Origin of the sequence: Paraeggerthella sp., from assembly GCF_048427265.1 — a bacterium.
GTDB classification, from domain to species: Bacteria; Actinomycetota; Coriobacteriia; order Coriobacteriales; family Eggerthellaceae; genus Paraeggerthella; species Paraeggerthella hominis.
The window spans coordinates 1-26,472 of sequence record NZ_DBFOSR010000031.1; the positions used below are offsets into that span (position 1 = coordinate 1).

General features: G+C 63.6%; 23 protein-coding genes. 3 read left to right on the top strand and 20 right to left on the bottom strand.

The annotated features are described in order from the left end of the window. The 3 genes from ACMNI9_RS03170 to ACMNI9_RS03180 form a co-directional block, all read right to left on the bottom strand. On the bottom strand, window positions 1-496 hold a 496-nt coding region (locus ACMNI9_RS03170; protein WP_418830829.1), incomplete at its 3' end, for a DUF2252 family protein. 125 nt (window positions 497-621) lie between these two features. Beyond that, window positions 622-1,371, bottom strand: a complete 750-nt coding sequence (locus ACMNI9_RS03175; protein WP_181792562.1) for a LytR/AlgR family response regulator transcription factor — start codon at window positions 1,369-1,371, stop codon at window positions 622-624. Between the two features lie 162 nt (window positions 1,372-1,533). After that, window positions 1,534-3,387: a sensor histidine kinase gene (locus ACMNI9_RS03180; protein WP_418830831.1), complete on the bottom strand. Its 1,854-nt coding sequence runs from the start codon at window positions 3,385-3,387 to the stop codon at window positions 1,534-1,536. A 30-nt stretch (window positions 3,388-3,417) separates the two neighbouring features. On the opposite strand from ACMNI9_RS03180, the gene ACMNI9_RS03185 reads away from it, so the two are divergent. Beyond that, window positions 3,418-4,530 carry a hypothetical protein gene (locus ACMNI9_RS03185; RefSeq protein ID WP_418830833.1) on the top strand — a complete coding sequence of 371 codons (1,113 nt, stop codon included), beginning with the start codon at window positions 3,418-3,420 and terminating at the stop codon, window positions 4,528-4,530. On the opposite strand, the gene ACMNI9_RS03190 is transcribed toward ACMNI9_RS03185, so the two are convergent. The 4 genes from ACMNI9_RS03190 to ACMNI9_RS03205 all read right to left on the bottom strand — a co-directional run bounded on the left by ACMNI9_RS03190 (window position 4,527) and on the right by ACMNI9_RS03205 (window position 9,588). Next, on the bottom strand, window positions 4,527-5,228 hold the full coding sequence (locus tag ACMNI9_RS03190) for a TorD/DmsD family molecular chaperone (protein WP_418830835.1): 702 nt from the start codon (window positions 5,226-5,228) through the stop codon (window positions 4,527-4,529). The genes ACMNI9_RS03185 and ACMNI9_RS03190 overlap by 4 nt on opposite strands. A gap of 2 nt (window positions 5,229-5,230) precedes the next feature. Then, the gene (gene nrfD / locus ACMNI9_RS03195) at window positions 5,231-6,457 is read right to left on the bottom strand and encodes an NrfD/PsrC family molybdoenzyme membrane anchor subunit (RefSeq protein WP_418830836.1); all 1,227 of its coding nucleotides are present in this window, start codon (window positions 6,455-6,457) and stop codon (window positions 5,231-5,233) included. Between the two features lie 87 nt (window positions 6,458-6,544). Then, entirely contained in the window at window positions 6,545-7,165 is a 621-nt protein-coding gene (locus tag ACMNI9_RS03200) for a 4Fe-4S dicluster domain-containing protein (RefSeq protein WP_114566947.1), read from the bottom strand. 8 nt (window positions 7,166-7,173) lie between these two features. Beyond that, window positions 7,174-9,588 (bottom strand): molybdopterin-dependent oxidoreductase, encoded by a 2,415-nt coding sequence (locus ACMNI9_RS03205; RefSeq protein ID WP_418830838.1) that lies wholly within the window; start codon window positions 9,586-9,588, stop codon window positions 7,174-7,176. A 332-nt stretch (window positions 9,589-9,920) separates the two neighbouring features. Between ACMNI9_RS03205 and ACMNI9_RS03210 the strand changes: the two genes are divergently transcribed. Both ACMNI9_RS03210 and ACMNI9_RS03215 read left to right on the top strand, forming a co-directional pair. Further along, a complete protein-coding gene (locus ACMNI9_RS03210; RefSeq protein WP_418830840.1) occupies window positions 9,921-11,489 on the top strand; it encodes a PucR family transcriptional regulator in 1,569 nt (522 codons plus the stop codon). A 183-nt stretch (window positions 11,490-11,672) separates the two neighbouring features. Then, window positions 11,673-12,674: an MBL fold metallo-hydrolase gene (locus tag ACMNI9_RS03215; RefSeq protein ID WP_418830842.1), complete on the top strand. Its 1,002-nt coding sequence runs from the start codon at window positions 11,673-11,675 to the stop codon at window positions 12,672-12,674. Here the strand turns inward: ACMNI9_RS03215 and ACMNI9_RS03220 are convergent. The 13 genes from ACMNI9_RS03220 to ACMNI9_RS03280 form a co-directional block, all read right to left on the bottom strand. Continuing rightward, window positions 12,647-14,338 carry an AMP-binding protein gene (locus ACMNI9_RS03220; protein WP_418830843.1) on the bottom strand — a complete coding sequence of 564 codons (1,692 nt, stop codon included), beginning with the start codon at window positions 14,336-14,338 and terminating at the stop codon, window positions 12,647-12,649. The two genes, ACMNI9_RS03215 and ACMNI9_RS03220, sit on opposite strands and share 28 nt — an antisense overlap. 51 nt (window positions 14,339-14,389) lie before the next feature. Beyond that, window positions 14,390-14,968: a helix-turn-helix domain-containing protein gene (locus ACMNI9_RS03225; RefSeq protein WP_114566952.1), complete on the bottom strand. Its 579-nt coding sequence runs from the start codon at window positions 14,966-14,968 to the stop codon at window positions 14,390-14,392. Window positions 14,969-15,248: 280 nt separating this feature from the next. Continuing rightward, complete coding sequence (locus ACMNI9_RS03230; protein WP_114566953.1) at window positions 15,249-15,737, bottom strand: DUF1269 domain-containing protein; 489 nt, start codon at window positions 15,735-15,737, stop codon at window positions 15,249-15,251. A gap of 257 nt (window positions 15,738-15,994) precedes the next feature. After that, entirely contained in the window at window positions 15,995-16,294 is a 300-nt protein-coding gene (locus tag ACMNI9_RS03235) for a ferredoxin family protein (RefSeq protein ID WP_114566954.1), read from the bottom strand. Further along, complete coding sequence (locus ACMNI9_RS03240; RefSeq protein WP_418830846.1) at window positions 16,291-17,586, bottom strand: FAD-dependent oxidoreductase; 1,296 nt, start codon at window positions 17,584-17,586, stop codon at window positions 16,291-16,293. Before ACMNI9_RS03240 ends, ACMNI9_RS03235 begins: the two co-directional genes overlap by 4 nt. Before the next feature lie 64 nt (window positions 17,587-17,650). Further along, window positions 17,651-18,538, bottom strand: a complete 888-nt coding sequence (locus tag ACMNI9_RS03245; RefSeq protein WP_225749600.1) for an electron transfer flavoprotein subunit alpha/FixB family protein — start codon at window positions 18,536-18,538, stop codon at window positions 17,651-17,653. Between the two features lie 17 nt (window positions 18,539-18,555). Beyond that, the gene (locus tag ACMNI9_RS03250; RefSeq protein ID WP_216529164.1) at window positions 18,556-19,314 is read right to left on the bottom strand and encodes an electron transfer flavoprotein; all 759 of its coding nucleotides are present in this window, start codon (window positions 19,312-19,314) and stop codon (window positions 18,556-18,558) included. A 182-nt stretch (window positions 19,315-19,496) separates the two neighbouring features. Then, on the bottom strand, window positions 19,497-20,036 hold the full coding sequence (locus tag ACMNI9_RS03255) for a MaoC family dehydratase (protein ID WP_114566679.1): 540 nt from the start codon (window positions 20,034-20,036) through the stop codon (window positions 19,497-19,499). Window positions 20,037-20,066: 30 nt separating this feature from the next. Next, window positions 20,067-20,528: a MaoC/PaaZ C-terminal domain-containing protein gene (locus ACMNI9_RS03260; RefSeq protein WP_114566680.1), complete on the bottom strand. Its 462-nt coding sequence runs from the start codon at window positions 20,526-20,528 to the stop codon at window positions 20,067-20,069. A gap of 82 nt (window positions 20,529-20,610) precedes the next feature. After that, window positions 20,611-22,158, bottom strand: coding sequence for a class I adenylate-forming enzyme family protein (locus ACMNI9_RS03265; protein WP_418830848.1), 1,548 nt, complete (start codon window positions 22,156-22,158; stop codon window positions 20,611-20,613). Between the two features lie 50 nt (window positions 22,159-22,208). Then, window positions 22,209-23,366 carry an acyl-CoA dehydrogenase family protein gene (locus tag ACMNI9_RS03270; protein ID WP_114566682.1) on the bottom strand — a complete coding sequence of 386 codons (1,158 nt, stop codon included), beginning with the start codon at window positions 23,364-23,366 and terminating at the stop codon, window positions 22,209-22,211. Between the two features lie 123 nt (window positions 23,367-23,489). After that, entirely contained in the window at window positions 23,490-24,764 is a 1,275-nt protein-coding gene (locus tag ACMNI9_RS03275) for a CaiB/BaiF CoA transferase family protein (protein ID WP_114566683.1), read from the bottom strand. 164 nt (window positions 24,765-24,928) lie between these two features. After that, a complete protein-coding gene (locus ACMNI9_RS03280) occupies window positions 24,929-26,221 on the bottom strand; it encodes an MFS transporter (RefSeq protein ID WP_114566684.1) in 1,293 nt (430 codons plus the stop codon). Between the last annotated feature and the right edge of the window lie 251 nt (window positions 26,222-26,472).

The window sequence follows — 26,472 nt, forward strand, 5'->3', positions numbered from 1 at the left end:
AGGCCGCCGTCGCAGAGCGCACCGCAGCGCGACGCCAACTGGGCTTGAAGCCGCGGTTGCGCCCGCATATCTCGATGCTTGCAGCCAGGCGCTTGACATCCCACTCCCACGGCGCAGGTGCGGTTTCGTCGAAATCGTTGACGTCGAACACAAGGCGCCGATCAGGTGCCGCGAAACCGCCGAAGTTCGCTATATGCGCATCGCCGCACGCCTGCACCGCCAAGCCGGTGGAAGGAGTGCGCGCAAGGTCGGCCGCCATGCCCGCCGCGTTGCCGCGGAAGAAGGCGAACGGGGACACGCTCATGCGCAGATGGCGCTCGGGCAGCAGGTAGCGCAAGCGATCCGCCTCCTGCTCCCTCAAAAGGTCGATGACCTGGGAGCGACCCGCCTGCACGGACCAGGCGGCATGGGATGCGCGCGGAACGGCGTCGCGCAGGGCCTTGCCGCGGGAAAGCCCGCTTCCGGCGGCCGCGCTGCAATCGCAATCAAGCTTCATGGGACCATCCCTTCCGAGCGCGCGAAGCGCTCTGACCGCATACTGCCGCTTCGTGCAAGGCGCAGTGGAGAGTACAGTATAGGCGAGCGGCGCCGCAACGCCCGCCTTCCGCGAAACAGGGCGCATCAACCGCGAAATCGGTCGCTTCGGCAACAGAGGACGCGACCCCCTTCTCCGCAGGTCGCATCCACGAAGTACCGGTGGTACGCCTCGTGCATCTTGCGTCGCTCCTTCACGCGTACGGGAACGCAGGTGCCGTCGTTCAACACGAAGTCGTCCCGCACGTCGGCGATGTAGTCCATATTGACCAGGCAACTGCGATGGCAGCGCAGGAAGCGGTCGTCATCAAGCTGATCCTGCACGTCGCCGAGCTTGGCGAAACCACGATAGCAAGCGCCGTCCACGGTGTGCAGCAAGACCGCATGGTCGCGGCTTTCCAAATACAGGATGTCGCCGTAGGGAATGTAGCGACGCCCGGTTCCCACGCGAAACGCCAAGCGGGGAACGGAAGACGGCAGCACTCGGTCGAACACGCGCTCGATCCCCTGTTCGCTTGCGGGCTTGATCAGGTAATCGGTTGCGCGCACCTCGTAGCTGTCCACGGCGTGCTCGCGCGATACGGTCAAAAACACGATATGCACGTTCGCGTCGACGCTGCGCAAGGCGCGCGCAACGGACAGGCCGCTCTCCCGCTCCAGGTACACGTCCAAGAACACGAGGTCGAAAGGCTCTTCCGCGGAATCCGCGATCAGCTTCTGGCCCGCAGCGTACTCTTCGCAGCTGGCATGGATACCGCGCGCCTGCAAAACGCGATCGAGAACCGCGCGCAACTCGGTGCGGTGGACGCCCTCGTCATCGCAGATCGCTATCCTCAACTCGCCTTCCTGCCTTCCTCGCAAAGACGTGACCTTCTGGTTCTTACTCTGAACAGTTTACTCGCAATTTAACGGCACACCACTATTGACATGCGGCTATCGGCGACGAATCCGCCGCGATAGAACACTCGGGAGGCAGCGGCGCGAAGCTGAAGCGCCTCGTCAACTCCGCGCCGCCGCCCCGTTCCCAAGCTTCAGCACGAGGCGCACGACGATTGCGTCCTCGCCCGAATCGATCACCAGCGCGCCGTCGTGCGCCTCGACGATCTGGCGCATGGCGGGCAGGCCCCACCCGTGATCGCCCCCGTCGGACTTGCTCGTAGCATCGAACGATGCATCGGCGGGCATGACGTTCTCGCACCGTGCAACCAGCCGATCGCCTTCGACGCGCATCGCGAAGTCCACGTACGGACGCCGATGCCCCGCAAGGCGCGCACGATCGCACGCCTCCGACGCGTTCGACAGCATGTTGGACAGCAGCACCGCAAGCTCGGTGTCGCGCAACGGCAGCTCCTCGGGAACGCGCACGTCGCACCGCACTTCAACGCCCCGCTCCTGAGCAGGCGCCAAATACCCCGTCAGAGCCGCGTTCACCACCAGGTTGCCCGAATAGCGAACCGGAGCCGTGGCATCATGGCCGGAAGCAAGCTCGTCCAGATAGGATCGACATCGATCGAAAGCGCCCTCTTCAAGCAGGCCCCGCAACGCTTCCACGTGATGGCGCAGATCGTGGCGCGCCATCCGGGTGGCTTCTTCGGCACGGCGCATGTGCAGCAAACTGTCCTTCGCGGCACGAACCTGCACGGACAGCTCCCGCACCTGCTCCTGCGCGGCGCTCATCCTCCTTACGCGAACGACCAGCATGCAGGCGAACACGGCGACCATGGCCAAGGCCGCGTACTCCTGCTGCCAAAGGCCGTACAGTGGCTCGTACGCGTTGTCGTCCAGCAGGTTCGCGCCCAAAGAGGCTCCCAAAGCCGCGCACGCGCACAAGATGTAGCGCGCCTCGGGCCTGCGCGACCCCAAGCCGATCGCCGCGCAGGCCGTCAGCATGACCCAGCATCCCAGCCTGAGCAAGGTTTGGTACACGCCGTACGCTTCGATGGTAGCCGGCCAAAGCGGAATGACCGCGGCCACCCATACGAGCGTGACCAGCGGAAAAACGAGCATAATCCACCGGGCAGCGCGTGCCTGCGACCGATCGAGCACGCCGGTCGAGCGCATCGCCACCGACGCCGCGCACACGAACACCGCCGTCCATGCCGCATCTTCCAAAGCGTAGACCCACGGGTCCCCCAAGCCCAGGCGCCACGCGATCCCCCGCCAACCCGCAACGGACAAAGCCAAGCACAGCAGGCCGAAATCCCGTACGACCGGGTCTTCCCCGCGGCGCCCGTACACGGCGAACGCGAACAGCGCCGAAACGAGCGGAAACAGCACGAGTACGCCCGATAGCAGGGAGTTCGCCAGCTCAACCTGTGCGATAGCCTGCGCCGAACCGATAAGGGGCGGGTACACAAGGCCGCTGTAGTAATGGGATTGGTTGCGAACCTCCAGCACAAGCTCAGTATGCTCGCCCACGATCAAAGCCGCTTCCGGGCCCATCTTGTCCGACGCCACCGAAATCCCGTTCGCGTACAGCGTGTAGTCGGTGAACACTTCGGGCAGCAGGATGACGAGCGCGCGCTCGGCGCGCGATCCTTCGTAGCGCACGTCCAAACGGTACGTCGCGCTGCCGAACGCTGACGTGCCGTTCGGCAGGTACGAGAAGTTCGAGTACTGCCCGATGAACGTCTCGATCGGGGCGGACCCGTCCACGGAAACAAGCCAGCCGTCCACGAGCGGGACGGGCCGGGCCACGTCGTCGTCGGAAAGCGCGATCGAACCGTCGTCCCCGTACGGCGGAGGCGCAGCGTATTTGTTATCATGGAAGTACGTGAACGAAAGCAGGCAGCCGACCGCAAGAAACACGACCGCGGCAGGGACGAGCGCACGGGCGATAGCGCGAACCGACATAGTGCCCCTCCCCGAAACGATAGGATCCTCGTGTCGCATCATACCAGAAACGAATCGAAGGCAAGGGCGCTCAGCCGTTGCGCCCTTGCCGCATGCGCGGCGCTTGCCATAGGATGCGCCTGCCCGAGCGCGAATCAAGCCTGGGCGCACGAGGGCGTCGCGCTCTCGGATCGCTCGCCAGGAGGAAGCGGCGGGGTTCTCGGCGGCGGGAGCTTGGGAAACGGCAGCGCATCCCCGACCGTCGAGCAGCCGTACGGCCAGATCGTCAGGATCATACCGGGAAGGGGCATGACGACCATCTTGTTTCTGCCGGCGCTCCCCATCGATCCCGGATGGGGGCAGGTGCAGCACCCCGACCTGCAGGTTCTGTACTTGGACCGCCGCTATGCCGACGACCCTGCGGACTCCTGGGAGCGCTGGGCCGCCTACACGTGGAACGAAGACCACCTGATGTACGAAACGCCTGAAGGGGATGGCATCAGGGCCGTGTACGACGACGACTTCGCCAATCCGTCCATTCGGCATTGCGCAGTCTTCCGCCGCTCCGAAACCGTCGACTACCGCGACTTCTACCTTCGCGCCACGGCCGTCGTGCTCCAGGACGGCGAAACCGTGGAGACGGCCTTCGAGCCCGCGCTCATCACCTATCCCGAAGGCTCGCGTCCCTCCGACGACGAGAACGACCTCACGCCGCCGCCTTCAGTGGTCAATCCTCCCGAAACCGATTCGGGAGGCACGGGAGGAAACATTGGAGGCGTAGGACAGGGCGAAAGCGAGCGCGTCCATCCCGAAGGCGGGCCCGAAGCGCCGGAGAGCAACGGGCCTGCCGCGCAGGAGGCATCTGAGCCGACGGGCTCAGGCGGCGTTCGCGCGAGCGACGCGCCCCAGGAGCGCACCGCGTCCGAGCCTGCGCAACCGTCGGTCGCCCCGGCACCCGAAAAAGCCTACGCCGCACAGGAACCAACCGTCGAGCCTGGCGCCGCCGCAACCCAAAAGCCAACCGTCGAACCCGACGCCGCCGCAAGCGAGGTCGCGGACGAGCCCGCCGGCCTGCCCGGATTCGCCTGGGCCTTGGGCCTGACGGCCGGGGTCGTGGGCATAGCCGGCGGCGCGATCGCCGTCATGCGCGCCAAGCGCCGCTAAACGCCGACGCCCTCCGCGAACGCGCAGCACGCGCCCTCGGCAACCTCCACGATACCAAGGTAGTAGCCTTCGGGGGCGGCGCTTTCCACCGCCTCGCGCAGCGCCGTCGCCCAAGAAGCCGGGTGCTCGCTTGCGAAACGCGCCAAACGGCGCCCGTCGCCCGCGGGGCGCTGGCCCGTCGCCATCTCCCTGCAAGCCGCAGCCAAGTAGAGCAGCTCCAGGCCAAGGTGGTCGGGGTACTGGTTGCTCGGCCCGCGCACGGCAAGGCCCGCGTCGCGCAGCAAAGCGCGCATCTCGAAGGCCGCATCGCCGAAGCCCGCCTCCCCTACGCGCCCGCGCACGGCGTACATGGTTTCCCAAGGCGGCGCCGCAGGCTTGGGCGGGCCGATGAACAACCGCGCGTACTCCACGTCCACGCGCTCGACGGCGGCATCGCGGCACGAGGAAGCGCCGCGCGCATAGCGCTTCAGCCGATCGACCCCCAAAGCAGCCCGATCATGACAGCGAAAAGCGCTGCCCAGCTGCTGGGAAAACGCATCCCAGAACGATTCGTGCAGTCCGATCGACGTTTCGGTGGTCATGGGCCGCAGCAAGCTGTTGCCAAGAAACGCGAACGTTTCCGCCCGGCTACGCCATACGTCCCGCCAGGTCGAGGTTGCCGCAAGCACCGACGCCGGCCACTCGGCGCATTCCATCATAGCTACTCCTCCGCTCCTAAATTACGCTCCCAAGCCTTGTCGTCGGCCTCGGCGGGAGCGGGGTCGTAGCGCAAGAACACTTTCGCCAGCAGCAAAAACGCCATGACGCCCACGGCCACCATGCCCACGACGATCAGGATCTCGGGCAGCGTAGGAGCGTACGAGCTGGTCACTGCCCAACCGTCCATACCGTACAGGCCCCTTGACGAGCTGGACCCGCTCACCAGGCCCGGAGCGCCCGACACGTTCGGGAATATGAAGCTGGTGAACAAAAGCCAGATGCGCTTGCAAAACACGCCGACCACAACGCCTGCCGCCGCCAACGCGACCAAACCGGGGCGTCGGCGATTGCGCGCGAACACGAGGATGCAGAACGGAACGACCACGCCCACGATAACCTCGATCCAGAAGAAGGGAGCGGTTGCGCCCCACACCATCTGGCCGAATACCTCCATGCCGTGCTCGGTGCCGGGATAGGCCATGGTCAGCACCTCGCATCCCACCATATAGCCGTCCACTGCGATGCACACGGCAAGAAGGCCCGCCAGGTTCGCGATAAGCTTGCGCGACGTGGCGAACACGCGCTGCCGGTTCATCCACAGAAGCGACAGCAGCAAAAGCGCCAAGCCCGAATCCATGGCCGACGCCACGAACAGCGGGGCCATGATGGTGGAGTACCAGCCTTCGCGCGCAATCTGCAATCCGAAGATCCACGCCGTCACCGAGTGCACCAGGATAGCCACCGGCAGGGCGAAGCGCGATACGATGGCCACCTTGTCCTTCGCACCGGGCTTGCGCGACGTCATGAAGTACAGGTAGACCAGGTTGATGACCAGATACGTGCTGATCACGCATATATCCCATAGAAGCGGCGAAACGAAGTTGGGCGTTACCAGCAAGTTGAGCAGGCGCACGATGCCGCCCAGGTCGATCAAAACGAACGAGCCCGCGATGCAGATGCACACGAGCGATACCAAGATGGCGGGAAGGGCCACCTTCTTGTACTCCGCCACGTGGAAGATCGACGCCGACGAAGCCACGATAAGGCCGCCCGCGGACAGCCCCACGAAAAACATGAAGCAGGCGATGTACAGGCCCCACGACGTGCCGTTCGACATGCCCGTGACGCCCAACCCGCCGACGAACTGGTACGCATACGCGCCCACGCCGACGGCCGCAAGGGCGGCCAACACGGCGAAGGCGATTTTATAGGTTCTTGTTAACTGCATGTAGGTTTCTCCTTAACGCACGGATCTGCGCAGCCGCTCGAGCGGCGCGACGCCGCAACGTCGCGCCGCCCGGCCAAGCGATGCGATCTAAAGTCCGATATAGAAAAGCTGCGGGCGCGTGCCCTTTTCTTCGAGCAGATGATGGGCTTCGGGCGAACACGCCAACTTCGAGATGTCGCTGTCGGGATCGTCAAGGTCGCCGAACGTGCGGGCGCGCGCCGGGCACACGCGCACGCACATGGGAATGTCCCCGTCGTCGGTGCGCTCCTTGCACAGCGTGCATTTTTCCATCACGCCCTTGGCGCGTACGGGAACCCGCGCGTCGCCGTAGTTGAAGGCAGGCTCGCGCACCGGCTCGTCCCAGTTGAACACGCGAGCGTTGAACGGGCAGGCCGCCATGCACATGCGGCAGCCGATGCACTTGTCGTAGTCGATTTCCACGCGCCCCGAAGCATCCTTGTAGGTTGCGCCCGTGGGGCACACCTTCTGGCAGGCGGCGTTCTCGCAATGCTGGCACTGCACGGGCAGGTAGACGCGCGTCAAGTTGGGATACTGCCCCAACGCGCCGTCGATGACGTCGCAGTCCTTGGTCAGGATGCGGTTCCACAGCATTCCCATAGGCACGTTGTTCTGCATCTTGCAAGCGTTCGCGCAGGTATGGCAGCCTACGCAACGGTTCAGGTTGATGGCGATAGCCAGTTTCGTCATGATTGCCCCTACGCCTTTCTAATCTCGACGAGTGTGTCGGAGAACGGGATAACCGGGCCGCACAGCAGCTCGTCGCCGCGCTCCACCGTAGCGTCGTTGGTGACGGACTGCATGTTGCCGCGCGCCAGGTAATCGGCCGTAGCGCCTTCTACCAGGCGAATCGACCCCGGGCGAATGGAGGGATTGGCGTGAACGCGCACCTCGAAGCTGCCGCGGTCGTTGAACACCTCCACCGTGTCCCCCGTAGCCAAGCCGCGCGCGGAAAGATCGGCGGGGTTCGCGTCCAACGTGGGCTCGAAGTACTGCTGGATCCACTTCGCATCGTTGAACTGGTTGTGAATGTGAAAGCGCGTGCGGACGTTGGCCAGCTGCAACGGGAACTCGCTGCGCAAAGGGTTCTGCGCGTTCGCCTCGAGCGTCGGCTCCCATTGGGGAAGCTCCTGCCCGAAAGGCACGAGGTTCTGATAATACAGATCCAACCTTCCCGAAACCGTATCGAACGCGAAGTCGGCGTACTCCTGACGCGGCTTCTCGATGCCGGGCAGGGGCCACGTGCCGTGGTGCTCGTTGATCTGATCGATGGTAAGGGAAGCGATCTGCGGGTCTTCGGCTCCTGAAAGAATCGCCGACGCCAGCTCGGTCGAGTCTTTCGGCAGCGCGTCCTCGCAGCCGAGCCGCTTCGCGAACTCCTTTTGGATCCAGAAATCGGTGCGCGCCTCAAAGAGCGGGTCGATCACCTTGTTCTGCAGCACGATCTGGTTGTACCCCACTTTCACGGCGCCCACTTCGGCATCAAGCTCGAAGCGCGTCGTAGCGGGCAGCACGTAGTCGGCCCACTTGGCGCCTTCGGTGAAGTACGGATCGATGGACACGATCAAATCGAGCGTGCGCACCCAGTCCTCGGTTTTGGACATATTGGCGAAATGCTGGGCAACAAGGTCGCCGCAGCAGATGTAAGCCTTCACGCTGTTGGGCTTCGTGCGCATGTCGTAAGCCGCCATCTCGTCCTCGGAGGGAACCAGAGCGTCCGGCAGTTCCCACGACCCCAACGTTGTGGAATGGCCGTTCCAGCATCCGCCCACGAACACGCCGACGTTCGCGCCGGGCTTGCAGATGTTCCCGGTCACGCCAGCTAGCACTGCTGCAGCATGACCTGCGATATCGGCGTTGCCCATCTTGTCGTTGCCGCCCCATCCCAGCGCAAGCGACGACGGTCCTTTGGCGTACGCGCGCGCAAGCGACTCGATCTTTGCGGCGGGAATGCCCGTGATGCCCTCGGCCCATGCCGCCGTGAACTCCTTTTGGCCTTCGACCAGCGCATCGTACGCTGTTCGAGCGCGCACTCCGTCAACGACGACTTCGCCGGACAGAGCCGCCGAAACGCCCGGCTGATTGTAGGGAACGGGCTGGCCCGTAGCCGAATCGATAACGAAGAACGGGTTCTCAGCGCCCGTCTGGGGCTTTTCAGCCTGCGGATCTTCCGCATGCTGGCGCACAAGCCGTCCCGTCGAAGCATCGATCAGGAAGGGCAGCGACGTATGGGCTGCCATGAACGCTCGATCCGCCAGCCCTTCGTCGAGAATCACCGACGTCATGGCAAGGAACAGGGCCGCGTCGGTACCCGGCTCGATGGGAACCCATTCGTCGGCCTTGCCGGCCGTGGTCGAGAAATGAGGGTCTACCGACACGATGCGCGCGCCGGCTTCCTTCGCCTCGAAGAACAGGCGAACCTGGGGCAGGCTGGACTCGCAGAAGTTGCATCCCACCATAAGCACCATGCGGGAGTTCACCCAATCGCGCGCCTCGCCCGTAGCCATGGCGAAACCGCCTCCATAGCCGATAGCGGGATCCAGACCGTTGCCCATTCCCACGTCGATACCGGCATTGCCGCCGGTCTGCGCGCCCAGCAGCGACGCCAGAAACGGCATGTTCGCTTCGCTCGACGAGGTGACCATAACCGCCTGCTTGCCGTGATCGCGCTGGATCTCCTTGATGCGCGAAACGATGCTATCGAGCGCCTCGTCCCAGCTTACTTGCACGAATTCGTTCGATCCCCGCTCGCCTACTCGCTTGAGAGGCGTCTGCACGCGCCCTGCCCCGTATATGTGCTGCACTTCGGAAATGCCCTTCAAGCAGATCGTTTCGTAACGATCATCCACGCACGTATTCGGCTCCACCTTCACCAGACGGCCGTCGCGCACCGTGCATTTGAGCGGGCACATGCCGCCGCAATGCTCCTGATGGTACGTGCAAGCCGTATGCTCTTCGCCCGATGCCGCGCGCTCGGCGCCCGAAGGACCGATGCCCGCGTACGCCACGGCGGGCGACAGCCAGCTATCGGGCGTGAACATGCCGGCCCCCGCTGCGGCCAAGCCGAAAGCGGCGAGGGACCCCGCGAGGAAACCGCGCCTCGTCAACTCCATGTACTTCTCCTATCGTCTTGCTTGCATTCGGGTCGCGCCAAGCCCTTCGCACGCCGTGCCGTCCCCCTGGCCCTCGTCCGTCGCGCAACCCGCATCAGGCCGCAGTGTAGGAAACCTGCGAGAACGCGTCTTTATTCCATCCGCCGAAATACGCGGCCCAAGCTTTGTGCATATTGAACAAACGGGAGTATCATCCCAGGTGAAAAGATGCTGTAGCAAAGAGCGGGCAGCGAATCGCACCGCGTTTCACCGAATAATCCGAAACCTTGCGCCCCGTTCGAGGGACAAGGACGACCGGTCGTCTGACGGCGCTTCGGCGCGAAGGAGGCACTATGCGCTTCAACCTTGATCTTGTGCACGACGAACTGGCCGACCTTTCGCCCGTTGCGCTGTTCGAGCATTCGACGCGCCTTGACCTCGACCGGATAGAACTGCTCGAGCGCACCAGCAAGCCTCGGGCGGGAAGCCTGTTCATCGCGGAAGCGGAAGCGCTCGAGCGCATCAACGTCGAAACGTTCGACGAAGGAGCGCTTTTGGTTTTGGGCTTGAGCTCGGTCGATGCCGACGCCCTGCCGCTGCCCGCCATACTGGTGCCCGACGCGCCTCGAACGCTCTCGGCAAGCTTGCTGCTCACCCGGCTGCTCGAGTTTCGCATGAGGCTTGATTCCTGGTCGGAGTCGCTTTTGGAGGCCATGGCGCGCGATGCGTCGCTGCAGGAGGTCATGGACGTGGCGGCCACCGCGTTTCGCAATCCCCTCATGGTGTCCGATTCCGCGCTGTACTACGTGCTGTGCGCCGGGCACCTGCCGGACGACTTCCACGACGAGCTATGGACGACCGCCATTGAAACGGGCGTGTGCCCCACCGAGCTCTACTTCGACCTGTGGATGAGCAGTTCCGAAAACGCCTTCCGCTGCGATCGAGCCTATTTTGTCAAAAACGCGCCCCGAACCGGGCATTCCTATCTGGTTCGAAACCTGCTGCACAACGGCGCGTACCACGGATGCTTCGAGCTGGTCGATGCGAACGCACCCCTCACCCAAAGCGATCTGGTGCTCGCGGACCACCTGGGACGGCTGCTCGTGCTGATCCTCCCCCGGCAGATCTACCCCCAGCTGGACAAGTCTTCGAAAAACCCGATCGACGAGCTGCTTGCCGGCAACGCCGTGCGCGGGCGCGTGCTGGCCTACGAGCTTTCGAAGCTCGGCTGGTCCCTTGACGACCCGTACTACGTCTGCCGCTTCAGCGGATCGTCGCAAAGCGAGCACTGGGAGGGCCCTCACCGCCAAACGCTGAGGCGGATCGAACGGCGGTACCCGCGCGCCCGGTTCCTCGAGGCCGAAGACGATGCCTACCTCATGGTCGCCCGAGAAAAGGACTACCCGCTTGACGAAATGCGCGAGCGCCTGGAGGAGCCGGCGGCCGACGACGGATTGCCGGCGCGCTTTCTGGCGGGGTTCTCGTCGGTGTTCTCCGACTTCCACTTCCTGCGCACCGCCGCGCAGCAAGCGAGCTTCGCCCTGGAGCACCTTGAGAACGGCTCGTCTTCCGGGCGAAAACTCCGCACGGTCGCCCGGTTCTACGACGATTGCTGGTTCGACGATCTATCCGATCGCCTGAACCTGACCGGAGACGCCCGCTGGCTGCTCGACGATCGCGTGGTGCGGCTCGCGCGCGTCGACGAGCGCGAGGACGCCCGGTACGTGGAAACCGCGCAGGCTTACCTTGAAAGCGGATGCAGCGCCACGCATGCCGCGGAGGCCCTGTTCATCCATAGAAACACGCTTTCGTACCGGCTGAAAAGGATAAAGGCCATCAGCGGGATGGATCTGGAGGACCCTTCGTCGGCAGGCACCGACCTGCTCAGGATCCTTCTATCGTGCAGGATCGTCTCCCGATAAGGCGCGCGACCCGACAGCGCGCTGCGCGCTGCAACCTTCGGCAAGCTCGCTTCCGACAGCGCGTCCACGCGTGCGAAAGGCGCGCCCTTCTACCCAAAAGACGCGAAACGTGGCGATACCGTGGCGGCCTGCATTTCGTGGTATCGTTCACCTGAAACGAATCCCGAAACCGCAAGGAAAGCCATGCACGCCACCCGCATCCGCACGAACCCCAACCTGTTCGAAATCGAAGTCCCGTTCGACAACATCAGCACCAGCGGAACGAACTGCTATCTGGTGCAAGACGGCGACGACTCCCTGGTAGTCGACACGGGAGCCCCCACCGAAGACGGGTACCGCGTGCTTCATGCGGCTCTGGAAGAGCTTGGCGTGAATCCGGCCAGAACCTCGTACTTCCTGACGCACCTGCACTACGACCACGTGGGCCTTGTGGACCGCATCGCCCCGGCGAACGCAACCGTGTACCTGAGCGCGGAGGGGTTGCAGATGGCGCGCGACGGCGGCGTGGAAGAGCTTCACGAGGACTTTCGGCGCCTGGTGGAAGAAGGCGTGCCGCGCGCGGATGCGGATGCGCTCGTGCGCTCGGTGTCGGGTCCGCGCGTCATCGACATCGATCGGTGCGCGCCGGTGGTCGTGCGCGACGGGGACGTCATCGACGTTGGAAGCTACCGCCTTCATGTGGTGGCAACGCCCGGGCACACGCCCGACCACCTGTCGCTGTACGAGCCGCGAAGCAAAACGCTGATGGGAGGCGATCATGTGCTGTTCGTCGTCTCCCCCGGCGTCACCGTGTTCCCCGACGGATCCGACAGCCTGCAGGCGTACCTGGACAGCCTCGATCGCGTGAGCAACATGGAAATCGAGACGCTGCTGGTATCGCACGGCAAGAACCGCCCCGATTTCCGCGAGCGCATCGATTGGCTGAAACGCCATCATCTGGAAAGGCTCGACGAAACCGTCGGCATCATCGAGCGCGAGCCGGGCCTGCTGGGCCAGCAGGTGGTGCGGCGCATTCGCTGGAACGTGCCGCACGAGCGCTGGGACGACATCTCGCTCATGCAGCGCTGGTGCATTCTCATGGAGGGCATCGCCATCCTCGACCACCTCGCCGCCACCGGACGTGTGACGCGATCGAAGGACGGCGACGCCCGCAACGTCTACTTCCCTGCTGCGATCAGCTCCTGAGCCATTTCGCGCAGCTTGAACTTCTGCACCTTCATGGACGGCGTCATGGGGAAGTCCTCCACGAAGAACACGTGCTTGGGCACCTTGTAACGCGCGATGCGCGGGATGGCGTAGGCGCGCACGTCCTCTTCGGTCATGTTCTCGTAACCGGGGCGCACGCGAACGAACGCGCCCACCAGCTCGCCGAGCTTCTTGTCGGGAATGCCCACCACCTGCGCATCGAGCACGCCGGGCATGGTAAGCAGGAAGTTCTCCACCTCAAGCGGATAGACGTTCTCGCCGCCGCGGATGATCATGTCCTTGACGCGTCCGGTCACGCGGTAGTAGCCGTCTTCGTCAAGGGTTCCCAGGTCGCCCGAATGAAGGTAGCCGTCCGCGTCGATGGCGCGCGCCGTTTCCTCGGGCATCTTGTAGTAGCCCTTCATGACGTTGTAGCCCTTGCAGCACAGCTCGCCCGGCTGCCCGACGCCGCACTCCTCGCCGGTTTCGGGATCGACGATCTTCACCAGCACGGGCGGATGCTTGCGCCCTACCGTCTCGCACTTGTGCACGATGTCGTCGTCGGCGCTGGTCTGCGTGAACACGGGACTCGTCTCGGTCAAGCCGTAGCAGATGGTGATCTCCTTCATGAACATGCGGTCCATGACCTCGCGCATGGTTTCGGGCGGGCACGGGCTGCCCGCCATGATGCCCGTACGCAAGCTGGTCAGGTCGAAGGAATCGAAATCGGGGTGGTTCAGCTCGGCGATGAACATGGTGGGCACGCCGTACAGCGCGGTGGCGCGCTCCTTGTGGACGGCCTGCAGCACCAGCCCCGCGTCGAACTCCTCCACGATGATCATAGTGGAGCGATGCGTGAGGTTGGCCATCACGCCCAATACACAGCCGAAGCAATGGAAGAATGGCACCGGCAGCGTCACGCGGTCCTCGGGACCGAGCTTCTGGCCTTCGCCGATGTAGAAGCCGTTGTTCAGGATGTTGCGATGCGTGAGCATGACGCCCTTGGGGAAGCCCGTCGTGCCGGAGGTGTACTGCATCATGACCACGTCGTTGTTGTCGAAGTGCTTCTCCGCCTCCTCGAGCGCGCTTTCGGGCACGTGCTGTCCCAGCAAGATGAGCTCGGGCACGCTGTAGCAGCCGCGATGCTTCTCCGGTCCCATGTAGATGATGTTCTTGAGGAACGGATAGTTCTCGGTTTCCAGGCGCCCGCGCTGCTGCGTGAGCGTTTCGGGCACCAGGTCGCGGATGATCTTGAGGTAGTCGACGTCGCGGTACGCATCGATCACGCACAGCGCCTTCATGTCGGACTGCTTCAGCACGTAGTCCAGCTCATGGCTTTTGTACACGGGGTTCACCGTGACCATGACCACGCCGATCTTGGCAGTTGCGTACATGAACGTCAGCCAGTCGGGAATGTTGCGGGCCCAGACGCCCAGATGATCGCCCGGTTCCATGCCGATGGCCAGCAGGCCGCGCGCCAGGTTGTCCGTGCGCTCGTCGAAATCCTTGTACGTCCAGCGCAGGGAGCGGTCCGGGTACACGACGAACTCGTGGTCGGGGTCGATGGCCACCTGGTCGCGGAAATAGCGGCCGATGGTCTTTTCGGAATGCAAGGGATAATCCGCAGAGCCGGCAAGGGCTTCGGATGCAATGGGTTCAGGCATGCAGGTCACTTCCTTGTTGTAAATCGAGCACGGGCAGCGAAGGCGGCGGGCCTACAGCGGCGTGTACACGACGGCGAGGAACTTGGCGTTCTGCCCGTCGTGCGCGCGCACCTGGTGAGGCACGATAGAGTCGTAGTAGATGCTCTCGCCGGGATGCAGCACGTAGACTTCCTTGCCGTACTCGATCTCGATGCAGCCTTCCATGCCGAACAGCCATTCCTCCCCTTCGTGGCCGACCAGCTCATGGTCGGTCTCGCCGGAGGGCGTGACGGTGATGACGAAGGGATCCATGTGGCGCGACGGACGCCCCGCCGCCAAGCTGAAGTAGCTCAGATCGCCGGCATCGCTGGCCGTTTGGAGCGACTTCACGCGCTCGACCTCGATCATCTGCTCGCGATCGATGTACGCCGGGCCCAAGTTCTCGTCATCGTCCATGAGCGTGCCCAGGCGAACTCCCAGCGCGCGGGTGATTTTAATGAGCGGAGCAAGCGAGGGCGGCAGCTTTCCAGCCTCAAGACCTTCGACGATCTCAACGTCACAGCTGCAACGATCCGCCAGGTCCTGCACGGACAGGTGATGCGCCTCGCGCAGCGTCGTGATCTTGTTTCCCAGCTTGTTCTCATCCATCATGCCAGCTTCCTCTCTTCATGATCGTTTTACCAAGGTAAATGGTAGCCTATGATTCGCTCTCAACCAATCGCGAAATAGGTTTTACGGAAGATCGGGCATGCAAAACGGTTTAGCGTCGCAAGCGTCACGGTCTCGCGCTCGACGCGAGCTCAAAAACTTGGGCGCGGATGGGAGCCGCCATGCCGCAGAGAGTTTGCGAAGCGCATGGCGCACGCGGCGCATCGTGAAAAAGCCGCCCCTGAAAAGGGCGGCTTCGCGTAGTGCGGAACCAGAGCGGAGCCTAGTTCTTGAACAAGGCGTGCTTGAGCTCTTCCTCGTCTTTGATGGAGAGCGACGTTTGCAGCACGTCGCCGCCGAAGGGCCTGATGGCCTCGACGAACTTGTCGGTGGTCATGCCGCCGACCACCATGAACACGGCGGCGCTGTCGTCGACGGAAAGCAGGTTGCGCACGCGATCCTGGAAATCCTTGTCTACGCCGTGCTTGACGATAGCGCCGGTCAAGGCGCCGATGCCGGCTCCGATGGCCGCGCCGAACACGGGCACGAAGAAGAGCACTCCGAACAGAACGCCCCAGAACAAGCCCCATACCGCAGACGTGCCTATTTTGGAATCGGGGGTGACCACGTCGTACTTGCCATCGGCGCGGCGGGCGATCACCGCCACGGACTGCAAGCTCACGATAAGGTTCTTGTCGAGATCGAGAATCTTCTGGTAAGCGGATTTCGCCTCCATCTCGCTCGGATACCCGAGCACAACGAGCGTACTCATGCTTGATGCTCCTTTCTCTGGCTTTCATCGAGCCCTCACTGTACGCGCATGCGGCACCGCAGCAGCGAACGCTTCGGCTTTGGCACCCGTTCGGAACCGTTGCGAAACGTCGCCGAAACCAGCTGCGCGCCTGCGGTCGTCCTTCCCCTCCCTATCGCGCTTGCACCGCGCGAAGCCGAAAAGCAACCGGGCCGCAGCGCGATGCTGCGGCCCGGTCAGGCGAAACGGTACGGGGATCGGAGCGGGGATTTCCGATCCTAGCCGAAGCGGTACTCCACGCCCATGGTGGGCTGGGGGTTCTCCCACTTCTTGACGATGGTCGACCCGCAGGCTATGCGGCAGGTGCCGCACTCCAGGCAGCCGGCGTAGTCGAACGACTTCGCGCCCGACTCGTCGACCTTGTAGAGGGCCGCCGGGCACACGCGCACCAGCTTGAGGAACTCCTCGTCGTCGGGGTCGTCCACCAGCTCGATGTGGGCGTTCTCCTCGTCCACCTCGTACTTGTCGAGGGCAAGGAACTCGTCGACGTTGACGGTGATGTCAGCAATAGCACTCATAGGGCCTTCGTCGCTCCTCTCACTTCGCGAGCGAGCTTGAACAGCCCGCGCTTCTTCACGATGGGCATCATGCGCTTCACGAGCGGCTTCTGCGGCGCGCCGTCCACGCTGAACATGGCGTTGAAGATCTCCTTCACCATGACGGGGTAGTCGGTGAACATCGAGTCCCAGTGCTCCATGACGTGGGGCCACTTGCTGAAGGTGCGCAGGTCCTTGATGACGAACGAGTCCTCCATCTTGGCCTTGTAGGAGGACAGCCCCGCCTCGGAGACGTCCCCCTTGTCGATGGCCTCGACCGCGGCCTCGGCCGCCATGCGCCCGCTGGCCACGGCGAAGTCCATGCCGCGCACCTGGTAGCCCATGTTCATGCACAGGCCCGCCGTCTCGCCGGCGATGACGCAGCCGTCGAAGACGTACTTCGGGATCATGTCGTAGCCGCCCTCGGGCACCATGTGGCCGGAGTGCTCCACCAGCTTCGCGCCGCGGATGATGGGCGCCACGGCCGGGTGGCTCTTGAAGTCCTCGAGCATCTGGTACACCGGGTACGGGTTCGACGCGTCGGCCGCCGTGGAGACGGTGGCCACGAGGCCGAGCGAGATCGAGTCCTTGTTGGTGTACAGGAAGCCGCCGCCCACGTTTCCGTGCGTGCAGTCGCCCACGAACAGCATCGCCGCGCCCTCGCCCTCCGGGCACAGGAAGCGGTCCTCGATCTGGGAGGCCGGCAGCTCGAGCACCTGCTTGATGCCCACGGCCATCTGCGAGGCCTTGGGGCGCGGGTTGCCCAGGCAGCGCTCGGCGAGCACGGTGTTGCAGCCCTCGGCCAGGACGACCACCTCGGCGGTGATCTCGTCCTCGCCCGCGCGCACGCCGCAGACCTTGCCGGAGCCGTCCTTCAAGAGCTCCTCCACGGCGATGCCGCAGATGTACTCGGCGCCCGCGTCCTCGGCCTTGGAGGCCAGCCACTGGTCGAACGGCCCGCGCAGGACGCTGTAGGAGTCCTTGCCCTCCTCGGCCAGCTCCGGGCTGGCGAAGTCCACCGCCAGCTGCGCCGCGGGGTCCATGAACGCCATGCGCTCGTGGGTGATCTTGCGCTCGAGGGGCGCCTCCTGCTCGAAGTCCGGGAACACCTTCTTGAGCGAATGCGAGTAGATCCGCCCGCCCGTCATGTTCTTGGCGCCGGCGAAGCTGCCGCGCTCGACCACGAGGACCGACTTGCCGGCGCGCGCCAGCTCGTAGGCCGCCACGGCCCCAGCGCAGCCGGACCCGACGACGATCGCGTCGAAATCAGCCATGTCCTATCCTTTCTCGTATCGGGGTGAAGGGGCCGCTTCCCGCAGCCCCTTTCGCGCCGGCTCCCTACAGGGCTGCCGCCAGCGCGGGGAGGACCGTTTTGAGGTCGCCCACGATGCCGTAATCGCACTGCTTGAAGATGGGAGCGTTCTTGTCCTTGTTGATGGCGAACATGGTTCCGGCGCGGTTCACGCCCACCATGTGCTGCATCTGACCAGAAATGCCCACGCCCACGTACACCTTCGGCGCCAGCATCACGCCGGACACGCCGATGTAGGCTTCCTTCGGCATCCAGTCTACGCCCTCGGCCAAGGGGCGCGAGCATCCGCACTCGCCCCCGATCTTGGCGGCCAGGGCGCGCATGAGCTCGAGGTCGGCCTCCTCGGCGAAGCCGCGGCCGCCGGCCACGACCACGTCGGCGGCAGGCAGGTCAACGTCGCTGGCGGGCAGGTCCTTCTCGCCCGTGACGCGCAGGGCGCGCTCGGGGGCCTCAAACGCTGCCTCCTCGACGGCGTCGGTGCCCGTGGCGGCGGACTCGTCGAACACGCCCGCGCCCACCGTGTAGACGGCCAGGCTGCCGGCCGGCTTGCTCTTGCGCTGGCCCACGCCGCCGAAGTACATGGTGGTGGCCAGGCCGTCGGCGAACTCGATGACGTCGGTGACGGCGGCGGTCCCGGCGTGCGCGGCCAAGCGGCCCGCGAGCACCTTGCAGCGGCGCGTGGGCTCGACCAGCGCCACGGACGGGGCCTCGGCGTCGGCGATCGCGTTCACGGTCGCGTACGCGTCGTCGATCGCGGAGCCGGCGGGGACGTCGACGTGGACGACCTTGTCGGCGACGCCGGTCGTCGGCTCGACGCCGGGGGCTACCAGGACGACCTCGTCGGCCATCGTGCGGGCACCCGCGCACAGGGCGCGCGCGGCGAGCGGGGTTTCGGCTATAACGAGTGCTTTCATTGCTGCACCAACCTTTCCTACAGGGCCGCTTTGAGGGCGGCTGCGAACTTTTCGATGTCGCCGTCGACGGAGGCGTCGAGGATCTCGAGCTTGCGCTCGGCCTGCTGGGGGGCCTTCGTCTCGACGATCTCGACGACGGCCGGGGCGGCCTCGGAGGCGGCTTCGACCGTGGAGGGCTTCTTGCCGGCGGCCAGGATGTCCTTCATGCCCGGGATGCGCGGCAGCGCGACGTCGGGGACGACGGACACGACGGCGGGCAGGTCGACCTGGACGGTCTGGACCTGGGACTCGAGCATGCGGTCGCACGTCGCGACGCCGCCCTCGACGGAGATGGCGCACACCGCCGTGACGACCGGCAGGCCCAGCGCGTCGGCCAGCTGCACGTCGACCTGCTGCGCGTAGTTGTCGGCGGAGCCGTCGCCGCACACGACCAGGTCGAACCCGCCCTGCGCGCCGACCAGCTTCGCGAGCATGGCGGCGGTGGCGTGCGCGTCCAGGTCGGCGCAGGCGTCGTCGGCGACCATGGCCAGCTCGTCGACGCCGCGGGCCAGGATGCCCTTCTTCAGCTTCGAGTCGTCGGCCTTCGCGTCGGCGACCGACACGGCGACGACCTTCGAGCCGTCGTGCGCGGCGGCCAGCTGGGCCGCGGCCTCCAGCGCGTTCAGGTCGTAGGTGGAGACGATGCGATGGGCCTTGGAGTCGTCCAGGCTCCTATCGGCAGCGACGACGATGTCCTGATCGTCGGCCAGAACTTTGATGGGAACGATGATGTTCATGGTATGACTATCCTTTCTAACTTATCGTCAGCATGCCGCGCGTGCGACATGGACGCTTCGACCAAACGGTTGGGTACCGCACAAAGCGGCTAGGCGATACGCAGCGGTTGGACCAAGCGTCCATGTCCGCAGGCGATACCGTGGCCGGCCGGGAAGGTCGGCCACGGTGCGCAGCGTTGCTGTTACTGCTGATGCTTGGCAGCGGCTTCCTCGAACTGCTTCTCGAAGAAGATCTTCTTGGCCAGGACCAGGTGATACTCGCCGGTCTGGAGAACGTCGCCGTTCTGGTCGATCATCGACATCTGGATGATGATGACGCCGCGCTCGGGCTTGTTGTCGTCCTTCGCAACAATCTCGGACGTGGTGTAGACGGTGTCGCCCACGGCCGGCATCTTCAGGAACTTCCAGTTCTTCGTGCCCTTGGTGGCAAGAATGGAGTTGTTCATCTTGGCCATCATGGGATCGGAGGGGTTGATGGAGGGCGTGAACGTGTAGATCAGCATGTGCTGAGCCAGCACGGTGTCATGGCCATGGGCCTTGCAGTACTCGAGGTCCATGTGAATGGGAGCCCACTCGCCGGAGATGCCGGCGAAGTTCAGGATGTCAGCCTCGGTGATGGTGCGACCCGTGGTAGCCGGCGTCTTGTGGTTCAGGGGCACGTCCTCGAAGAACCAGGTGTCCTTGAACTTGGCGTCGAAAGCTGCCTGCAGTTGCTCGTTCATAATGAGATCCTCCTCAAATGGTTGCTTGTGTTAGTTCTTCTTGGCGATGGAGTAGTAGCGCACGTTGTCGAGGCAGGTCGTGCCTTCCTGGTTGATGCCCAGGATGGAGATCTCGATGGTGCCCGTGCCGTCGCCGTTGTCCTCTTTGCCCACGATCTCGCACTCCAGGTGAATCGTGTCGTTGAAGAACACCGGGTTGAAGAACTTCACATGCTTGAAGCCCGTCAGATCGCCCAGAGTCTCGGCCGTAGCCGTCCAGAACTCCGTGCGCTTGAGCATGCCGCCCACCAGCGTCAGCGTGAGCGCGCCGTGAGCAACGTTCTTGCCGTACATGCCGGTCTTAGCAAACTCCTTGTCCAAGTGGACCAGGTTGTAGTCGCCCGTGATCTGCGCGAAGTTCACCACTTCAGCGTTGGTGATGGTGCGGCCACCGGGAGACTGGAACTTGTAACCAACCTCAACGTCCTCGAAGTACATCGGTGCTTGCAGCATTCTGACTCCTCCTTAATAGGTAGTGCTTCTTTGTATCGAATGCCCGCCGTCGGCGGCGGCGGGGTAATACCGTTGTTCGCGCTTATGCGCAAGGCTCATGCTCGGACAGCCCTTGCAGGCGCTGCTCAATGAGCTCTTTTCTTCTAATCTTGCCGAAATCGGTGCGGGGCATGCACTCGATGATCTCGAACGTCTTCGGGCACTTGTACCCGCTGATCTTCGTACGAAGAAACGCGCTCAAGTCATCGAACGATATCGACGATGCATCCATTCCCGCTTCAAGCTCCAGGATGGCATGCACGCGCCGACCCCACTCCTCATCGGGAATGCCGATCACCACGGCATCTTGAATGCCCGGGTAATCGAACAGGGCGTTCTCCACCTCGGCCGTGTACACGTTCTTCCCGCCGGTGACGATCATGTCCACCCGGCGGTCGGATATGTACAGATAGCCGTCGGCATCAAGCCAGCCCATGTCCCCCACGCTGCAGTAGCCCTCGTCATCGGCCGCTATGGACGGCGCCCCCACGTAATGCGTTATCAGGCCAGGAACCGGCTTGCCAAAGATCTCGCCAACCTGTCCAGCCGGCAGGACCTCGCCCTCCTCGCTCCTGATCTGGAACGCGCACCCCACGGGTCGTCCCACGCTGCCGCGATGCTCAAGCCACTCGTCGCCTCGAATGACGGCGGAACCCACCATCTCGGTTGCCGCGTACATTTCGTACACGCGATCCGCGCCCAAACGATCGATCCAGCCAAGCTTCACGCGGTCCGGGCAAGGCCCGCCGCTGTGGAACACCGCCTTCAAGCTGCTCAGGTTGCGCGTCGTAAATGACGGCTCGGCCATCATGCGCTCCATCATGGTGGGCACCAAACCAATGCAATCGATCTGGTGCTTCTCAATCAGCTCAAGCGCACGTGCAGCGTTGAACCGCTCCATCAAGTACACGGTCTGCCCGAAGAACAAGCCAATGTAGGTGGTGTTGTTGTACAGGTTGTGGAACAACGCGCCCGGCACCAGCTGTCGACCCCATGCAATCTGGCCGGTCATAGCCGTCCAGCTTTCCAGGTCGGCACCGCAGTACGCGGGTTTGATCCCCTGCACCACCAGCTTCGGCTTCCCGGACGACCCGCCCGTTGCCACCGCGCGCATCGGCGTGCAGGCGAAGAAGGGCAGGTTTTCGGAACCCTCCGGGAAGTCTCCGGCCATCCATTCACGCACGTCCTCTCGCGTAGCCGCACCGTGAGATCCTTCGAAATCCCAGTCCGACACAAGAAGACGGCAGTCGATCAAACCAAGCAGATCGCGCTTTTCAGAAGCGGTTCCCTTGGGGGGCATGAACACACAGCAGGCTCCCAGCTGCCAAGCCGCGATGGTGACCACCGCATGCTCGAGGCAGTTAGGCAAGGCAACAGCTACGAAGTCTCCTTCGGCCACGCCCTGGGCATGCAGGTGGCTGGCCACCTTCTCCACCGCCTCGAACAACTCTTTGCGCGACATGCTGCGCTCGGATCCGTTGTTGGCGACTTCGACCAGCGCCGTCTCATCTCCCCATGCTTCAGCAAGCCTTCTAAGCTGCTGGGCAAGATCGATGGACTTCTGCGGAATGCCTTCATGCCGTGAGCTCATAAACGTCAACCCCCCTTCGAACCGTACCCTCCTGCAATGCGACTATCAGACTAGCGGTACTGCTTGAGAATTTGCGGAGCGGTGTTGAACACCATAACCTGATCGGAACCGCCCGCGATGCGGCAGCTGCGGATGTCAACGTAGTAGCGACCCACGCGATGGTCGCCCACCACGCCGATGCCAGCCAGGATCTGCACGGCGTCGTCGACCACTTCGCAAGTGGTCTTGGAGCAGTAGTACTTCGCCATGCCGGCCAGGATGCGCACGTCTTCGCCGTTGTCGGCCTTCCAGCACAGCTTGTACAGCATGTTCATCATGTTCTCGATCTTGCAGGCCATGTTCATGACCATTTCCTGCACCAGCTGGTAACGACCGATCTGCTGACCGAACTGCTCGCGCTGGTTAGCGTAGGCGCAAGCGTCCTCGAACGCGTTCACAGCCGTAGCGATAACGCCGGACACGTTGGCGATGCGCTCGCGGGTGAAGTTGTGCATGGTCTGCATGAAGCCGTTGTGCTCCTGGCCCAAGATGGCGGAGCGAGGCAGGCGCACGTCGTTCAAGAACACTTCGCAGATGCTGGTGGGAGCATCCTCGTGGCCCATCTTCGGAAGCTTGTTGATGGTCACGCCCGGAGTGTCGCGGTCGACCAGGAACATCGTAGCGCCGCGGTGCACGTTGTCCACGGTGGGGTCCTTGGCGATAACGATGATGGCCGGAGCCTCCATGCCGCACGTGGTGTAGTGCTTGCCGCCGTTGATGACCGCGGTGTCGCCGTCCCACGTGTAGGACGTCTGCATGCCGGCAACGTCGGAACCCGTCGAAGGCTCGGAGATGCCCAGAGCCAAGGGGGCGCCGCCCTCGATGTAGGGCTTGACGTACTTCTCGATCTGCTCGGGCGTTCCGAAGGCGCACACATCGAACATCGTGGGCATGCCCATGGAGTAGAACGCGGACAGCGGGCCGCCGTAGCGAGCGATGGTGAAGTTGGCCAGAGCAACCGTCATCAGGTCGACATCGGTGCCGCCAACCTCCTCGGGCAGACCAAGACCCGTAAAGCCAGCCTCAGCCATGGCCTTCCAGGCGTCCCAGGGGAACTCGGCGTTGCGGTAGCACTCGCGCTCCTTCTCGGGCGGGAACTCGCGCTCGAGAAGCTCCTTGATGCTCTCAAGAAGCAGTTCCTGCTCCTCGGTCTTGGAAAAATCGATCATTGGTGGTGCCTCCTTGGGCGTGTTGTTGCTCCGTGCGGGGGCGCGGGGAGCGCACCCCCGCACGGATCGGAAACGGTATTTCTTCGAACCGGCGTGCAGCCGCCGATCGTTCTTGCTTTGCTGCTATTCAGCGGCCTTCTTCTTGGCGGCAGCGGCGGCAGCCATCATCTTCTCCATGTTGTACTGGTCTTTGTTCCACTGGTCCTCTTCGGTCACGATGCCGCGCTCGCGCAGGTCGTCGATCTTGGCGTCGTCGAAGCCGTACTCCTTGAGGACTTCGCGGGTGAACTCGCCCGGATAGCCGCTGGCCACGAACTCAGCCTCGCCCGAAGAGAAGATGGCGGGAGCCTTGACGATGCCGATGTGCTTGCCGGAGGGATAGTCGATGCCCTGGAAGAAGCCGGCGTCCCAAGCCTGCTGGTCGTCCTGCAGGTCGGAGAAGTGCTGGCACAGGTCGAACGGGATGTCGGTGGTCATGAGCTTCTCGATAGCCTCGTCGCGCGTCACGCCGGCAAGAACCTCGGTGATGATCGGGGTGATCTCGGCGGAAGCGGCAAGCGCGGTCTGGTAGTCAGGCCACTTGGCGATGTAGCCCTCGTCCATGCCGAACGCATGCACGAACTCCGGCCAGGAGTTGTGCCACTGCAGGCCCATGAGCGCGATGGCCTTCTCGTCGGAGCACATGTACGGACGAGCCAGCGGCAGCACCGAGTTCGGATCCGTGGGATACTCGTCGCCGTAGGCAGCGGTCACGATGGGCACGCCCACGCTCCACATGCCGGCATGCATGAGCGCCACGTTGACGTCCTGGCCCTTGCCCGTGCGCTGCTGCTCGACGTACGCAGCCAGCACGGCCATCGCCAGGTAGGTGCCCGTGGGGATGTCGCCGAAACCGAAGTACGGGATCATGGGGTTGTCGCCCTTGATGGGGCAGTCCAGGTCGTAGCCAGCGCGCGCCGCGTACGAAGCAGCGTCGAAGCCGCCGCGCGGAGCCCACTCGCCCTTGGTGCCGTAGCCCGAGGTGGAACCGCAGATGATCTTCGGGTTGATGGCCGACAGGCTCTCGTAGTCAAGACCGAGCTTCTTGGAGTCCTTCGGGCGCAGGTGCGACAGGAACACGTCGCAGTCCTTCAGCATTTCCTTCAGGATGGCCAGACCCTCGGGGTTGCGGGTGTCCAGCGTGATGCAGCGCTTGCTGGCGTTGATGGAGTCCCAACCAGCCTGGTCGCCGTTGTAAATATGACGTGCAAGACCGATACCGCGGTTGCTGTCGCCAGTGGGCGGCTCAACCTTGATGACGTCGGCACCCCACTCGCCCAGGATGCGGCCGCCCATGGGAGCTGCCATGAACGCGGCGATCTCGATAACCTTCATGCCTTCCAGTAGTTTCAGAGCCATGATGCTTCCTCCTCTTTCTCAGGATGGATGTTTCGGCGATACCCCGACCGTTCGGGGTCGTCATGCACGGAGCAATGCCCCGCAGAAACCAAAGGGTGGTGGCGCGCTTCGGATGTGCGGTGCCGGATCGCGCGCCCGGATCCAGCACCGCAGGGGCGATGCGGTTACGCCTTCGGCATCCACATGGCCTGGACCTTCTTGCCGGTCTTGAAAGCCATGATCATGGAGATGGCGCAGACAACGATGAAGCCAAGGATCATGATGAGGGCCGGAGTGAAGCTGCCCGTGGCGTCGTAGATGAAGCCGTACGCCGGGATCAGGATCATGGAGCCGATGCCCGTGGCCATCATGACGATGCCGTAGATGGAGCCGAACTCTTTCTGACCGAACAGCGTGCCCAGAACCAGCGGGCCGATAACGCCCAGGGTGGCGGACAGGCAGCCGTAGAAGAACAGCGAGCCGAAGAACATGTACAGGTTCGTGCGGAAGAAGATCAAGCCGACCAGCGCGATGATGCCGCAGGCGCACGCAACCATCGTAGCCTTCAGGGGGCCCAGCTTGTCGGAGATCGTACCGAACACGATAGCAGCGATAGCCGTGCCGATCATGTACGCCGTCATGGCGAAGCCGCTGGTCACGGTGTCGAAGCCGGCCTCAATGGCAAGCGTGGGAACGATGGAGGCGAACGCCAGCGTGCCGGTGAGCAGCACCATGAAGATGAAGAAGAACCAGAACGTCGGGGTCTTCAGGGCTTCCTTCGAGGTCAAACCAGGCAGATTCTTGGCGGCAGCAGCAGCGGCGGCCGGGTCGGCAGCCTGAGCCTTCGCATCCTCTTCGGTAGCGCCCAGGGGCAGCGTGTTCTTCTGCTCGGGAGTGCGGAACAAGAACAGCGCAGCCGGGATGACAACCACCAGGGCAAGCACGCCCAGCACGATGTAGCCCATGCGCCAACCGGACGAAGCGATGATGGAGGAAACGACCGGCGAAAGGACGGCGGAGCAGATGGCAACGAAGCTCATCATGATGCCCATGGCCAGGCCGTTCTTGTCCTTGAACCAACGGTTGATCATCATCGGGCCCACCAGCTGGGTCACGAACACCGAGCCGAACGCCATGAGCGCGGCCAGCGCATAGAAGCCCCACACGGCGTCGACCAGGGACAATGCAGCGAAGCAGCCCGCTTGCACGATAACGCCCACGATGGTGACGATGCGGATGTCGAACTTGTCGAGCAAACGACCCGCGAACGGGCTCCAGAACATGGTGACGAGAGCGGAAATGGACGACATCATCGCCACTTCGCCCACGCCGATATGCATATCAGCGCTGATGGGCTGGAAGAACAGGCCCATGCCGCTGTTGATGCCGCCACGGCACAGACCCATCATCAGCAAAACGCCGACGAGGACGAACCATGCGAAGTGAATCCCCTTTTTCTTGGCTGTATTGGTAGCCATCGATTACCTCCTGTTGTGCGGACGCGTCCCCCTCCGGGTTCGTGTCCAACAATTGCTTCCAACGTTGTAGTACGTTTTCCACTCTGCGAATAAAGCTGCACGTCGATGCGGTTTCGAAGGATCGCTCGATGCGAAGCTTGATGCGCAGACGACACCGTGACATGCCCCATGCACGGTGGCCGGCCTTCCAGGAGCGTATGGCTGAGGTCCCTGACTATGAGTAGGATGGTCAAAACACGCGAAGTGACCTG

Excerpts from the sequence above, each read along its gene's own strand:
- ACMNI9_RS03190 (WP_418830835.1), bottom strand. The coding sequence starts at position 5,228 with ATGATGGAATGCGCCGAGTGGCCGGCGTCGGTGCTTGCGGCAACCTCG.
- ACMNI9_RS03235 (WP_114566954.1), bottom strand. The coding sequence starts at position 16,294 with ATGAGTGCTATTGCTGACATCACCGTCAACGTCGACGAGTTCCTTGCC.
- ACMNI9_RS03265 (WP_418830848.1), bottom strand. The coding sequence starts at position 22,158 with ATGAGCTCACGGCATGAAGGCATTCCGCAGAAGTCCATCGATCTTGCC.
- ACMNI9_RS03180 (WP_418830831.1), bottom strand. The coding sequence starts at position 3,387 with ATGTCGGTTCGCGCTATCGCCCGTGCGCTCGTCCCTGCCGCGGTCGTG.
- ACMNI9_RS03260 (WP_114566680.1), bottom strand. The coding sequence starts at position 20,528 with ATGCTGCAAGCACCGATGTACTTCGAGGACGTTGAGGTTGGTTACAAG.
- ACMNI9_RS03230 (WP_114566953.1), bottom strand. The coding sequence starts at position 15,737 with ATGAGTACGCTCGTTGTGCTCGGGTATCCGAGCGAGATGGAGGCGAAA.
- ACMNI9_RS03205 (WP_418830838.1), bottom strand. The coding sequence starts at position 9,588 with ATGGAGTTGACGAGGCGCGGTTTCCTCGCGGGGTCCCTCGCCGCTTTC.
- ACMNI9_RS03280 (WP_114566684.1), bottom strand. The coding sequence starts at position 26,221 with ATGGCTACCAATACAGCCAAGAAAAAGGGGATTCACTTCGCATGGTTC.
- ACMNI9_RS03220 (WP_418830843.1), bottom strand. The coding sequence starts at position 14,338 with ATGCCTGAACCCATTGCATCCGAAGCCCTTGCCGGCTCTGCGGATTAT.
- ACMNI9_RS03245 (WP_225749600.1), bottom strand. The coding sequence starts at position 18,538 with ATGAAAGCACTCGTTATAGCCGAAACCCCGCTCGCCGCGCGCGCCCTG.
- nrfD (WP_418830836.1), bottom strand. The coding sequence starts at position 6,457 with ATGCAGTTAACAAGAACCTATAAAATCGCCTTCGCCGTGTTGGCCGCC.
- ACMNI9_RS03240 (WP_418830846.1), bottom strand. The coding sequence starts at position 17,586 with ATGGCTGATTTCGACGCGATCGTCGTCGGGTCCGGCTGCGCTGGGGCC.
- ACMNI9_RS03215 (WP_418830842.1), top strand. The coding sequence starts at position 11,673 with ATGCACGCCACCCGCATCCGCACGAACCCCAACCTGTTCGAAATCGAA.
- ACMNI9_RS03225 (WP_114566952.1), bottom strand. The coding sequence starts at position 14,968 with ATGATGGATGAGAACAAGCTGGGAAACAAGATCACGACGCTGCGCGAG.
- ACMNI9_RS03210 (WP_418830840.1), top strand. The coding sequence starts at position 9,921 with ATGCGCTTCAACCTTGATCTTGTGCACGACGAACTGGCCGACCTTTCG.
- ACMNI9_RS03270 (WP_114566682.1), bottom strand. The coding sequence starts at position 23,366 with ATGATCGATTTTTCCAAGACCGAGGAGCAGGAACTGCTTCTTGAGAGC.
- ACMNI9_RS03250 (WP_216529164.1), bottom strand. The coding sequence starts at position 19,314 with ATGAACATCATCGTTCCCATCAAAGTTCTGGCCGACGATCAGGACATC.
- ACMNI9_RS03200 (WP_114566947.1), bottom strand. The coding sequence starts at position 7,165 with ATGACGAAACTGGCTATCGCCATCAACCTGAACCGTTGCGTAGGCTGC.
- ACMNI9_RS03275 (WP_114566683.1), bottom strand. The coding sequence starts at position 24,764 with ATGGCTCTGAAACTACTGGAAGGCATGAAGGTTATCGAGATCGCCGCG.
- ACMNI9_RS03255 (WP_114566679.1), bottom strand. The coding sequence starts at position 20,036 with ATGAACGAGCAACTGCAGGCAGCTTTCGACGCCAAGTTCAAGGACACC.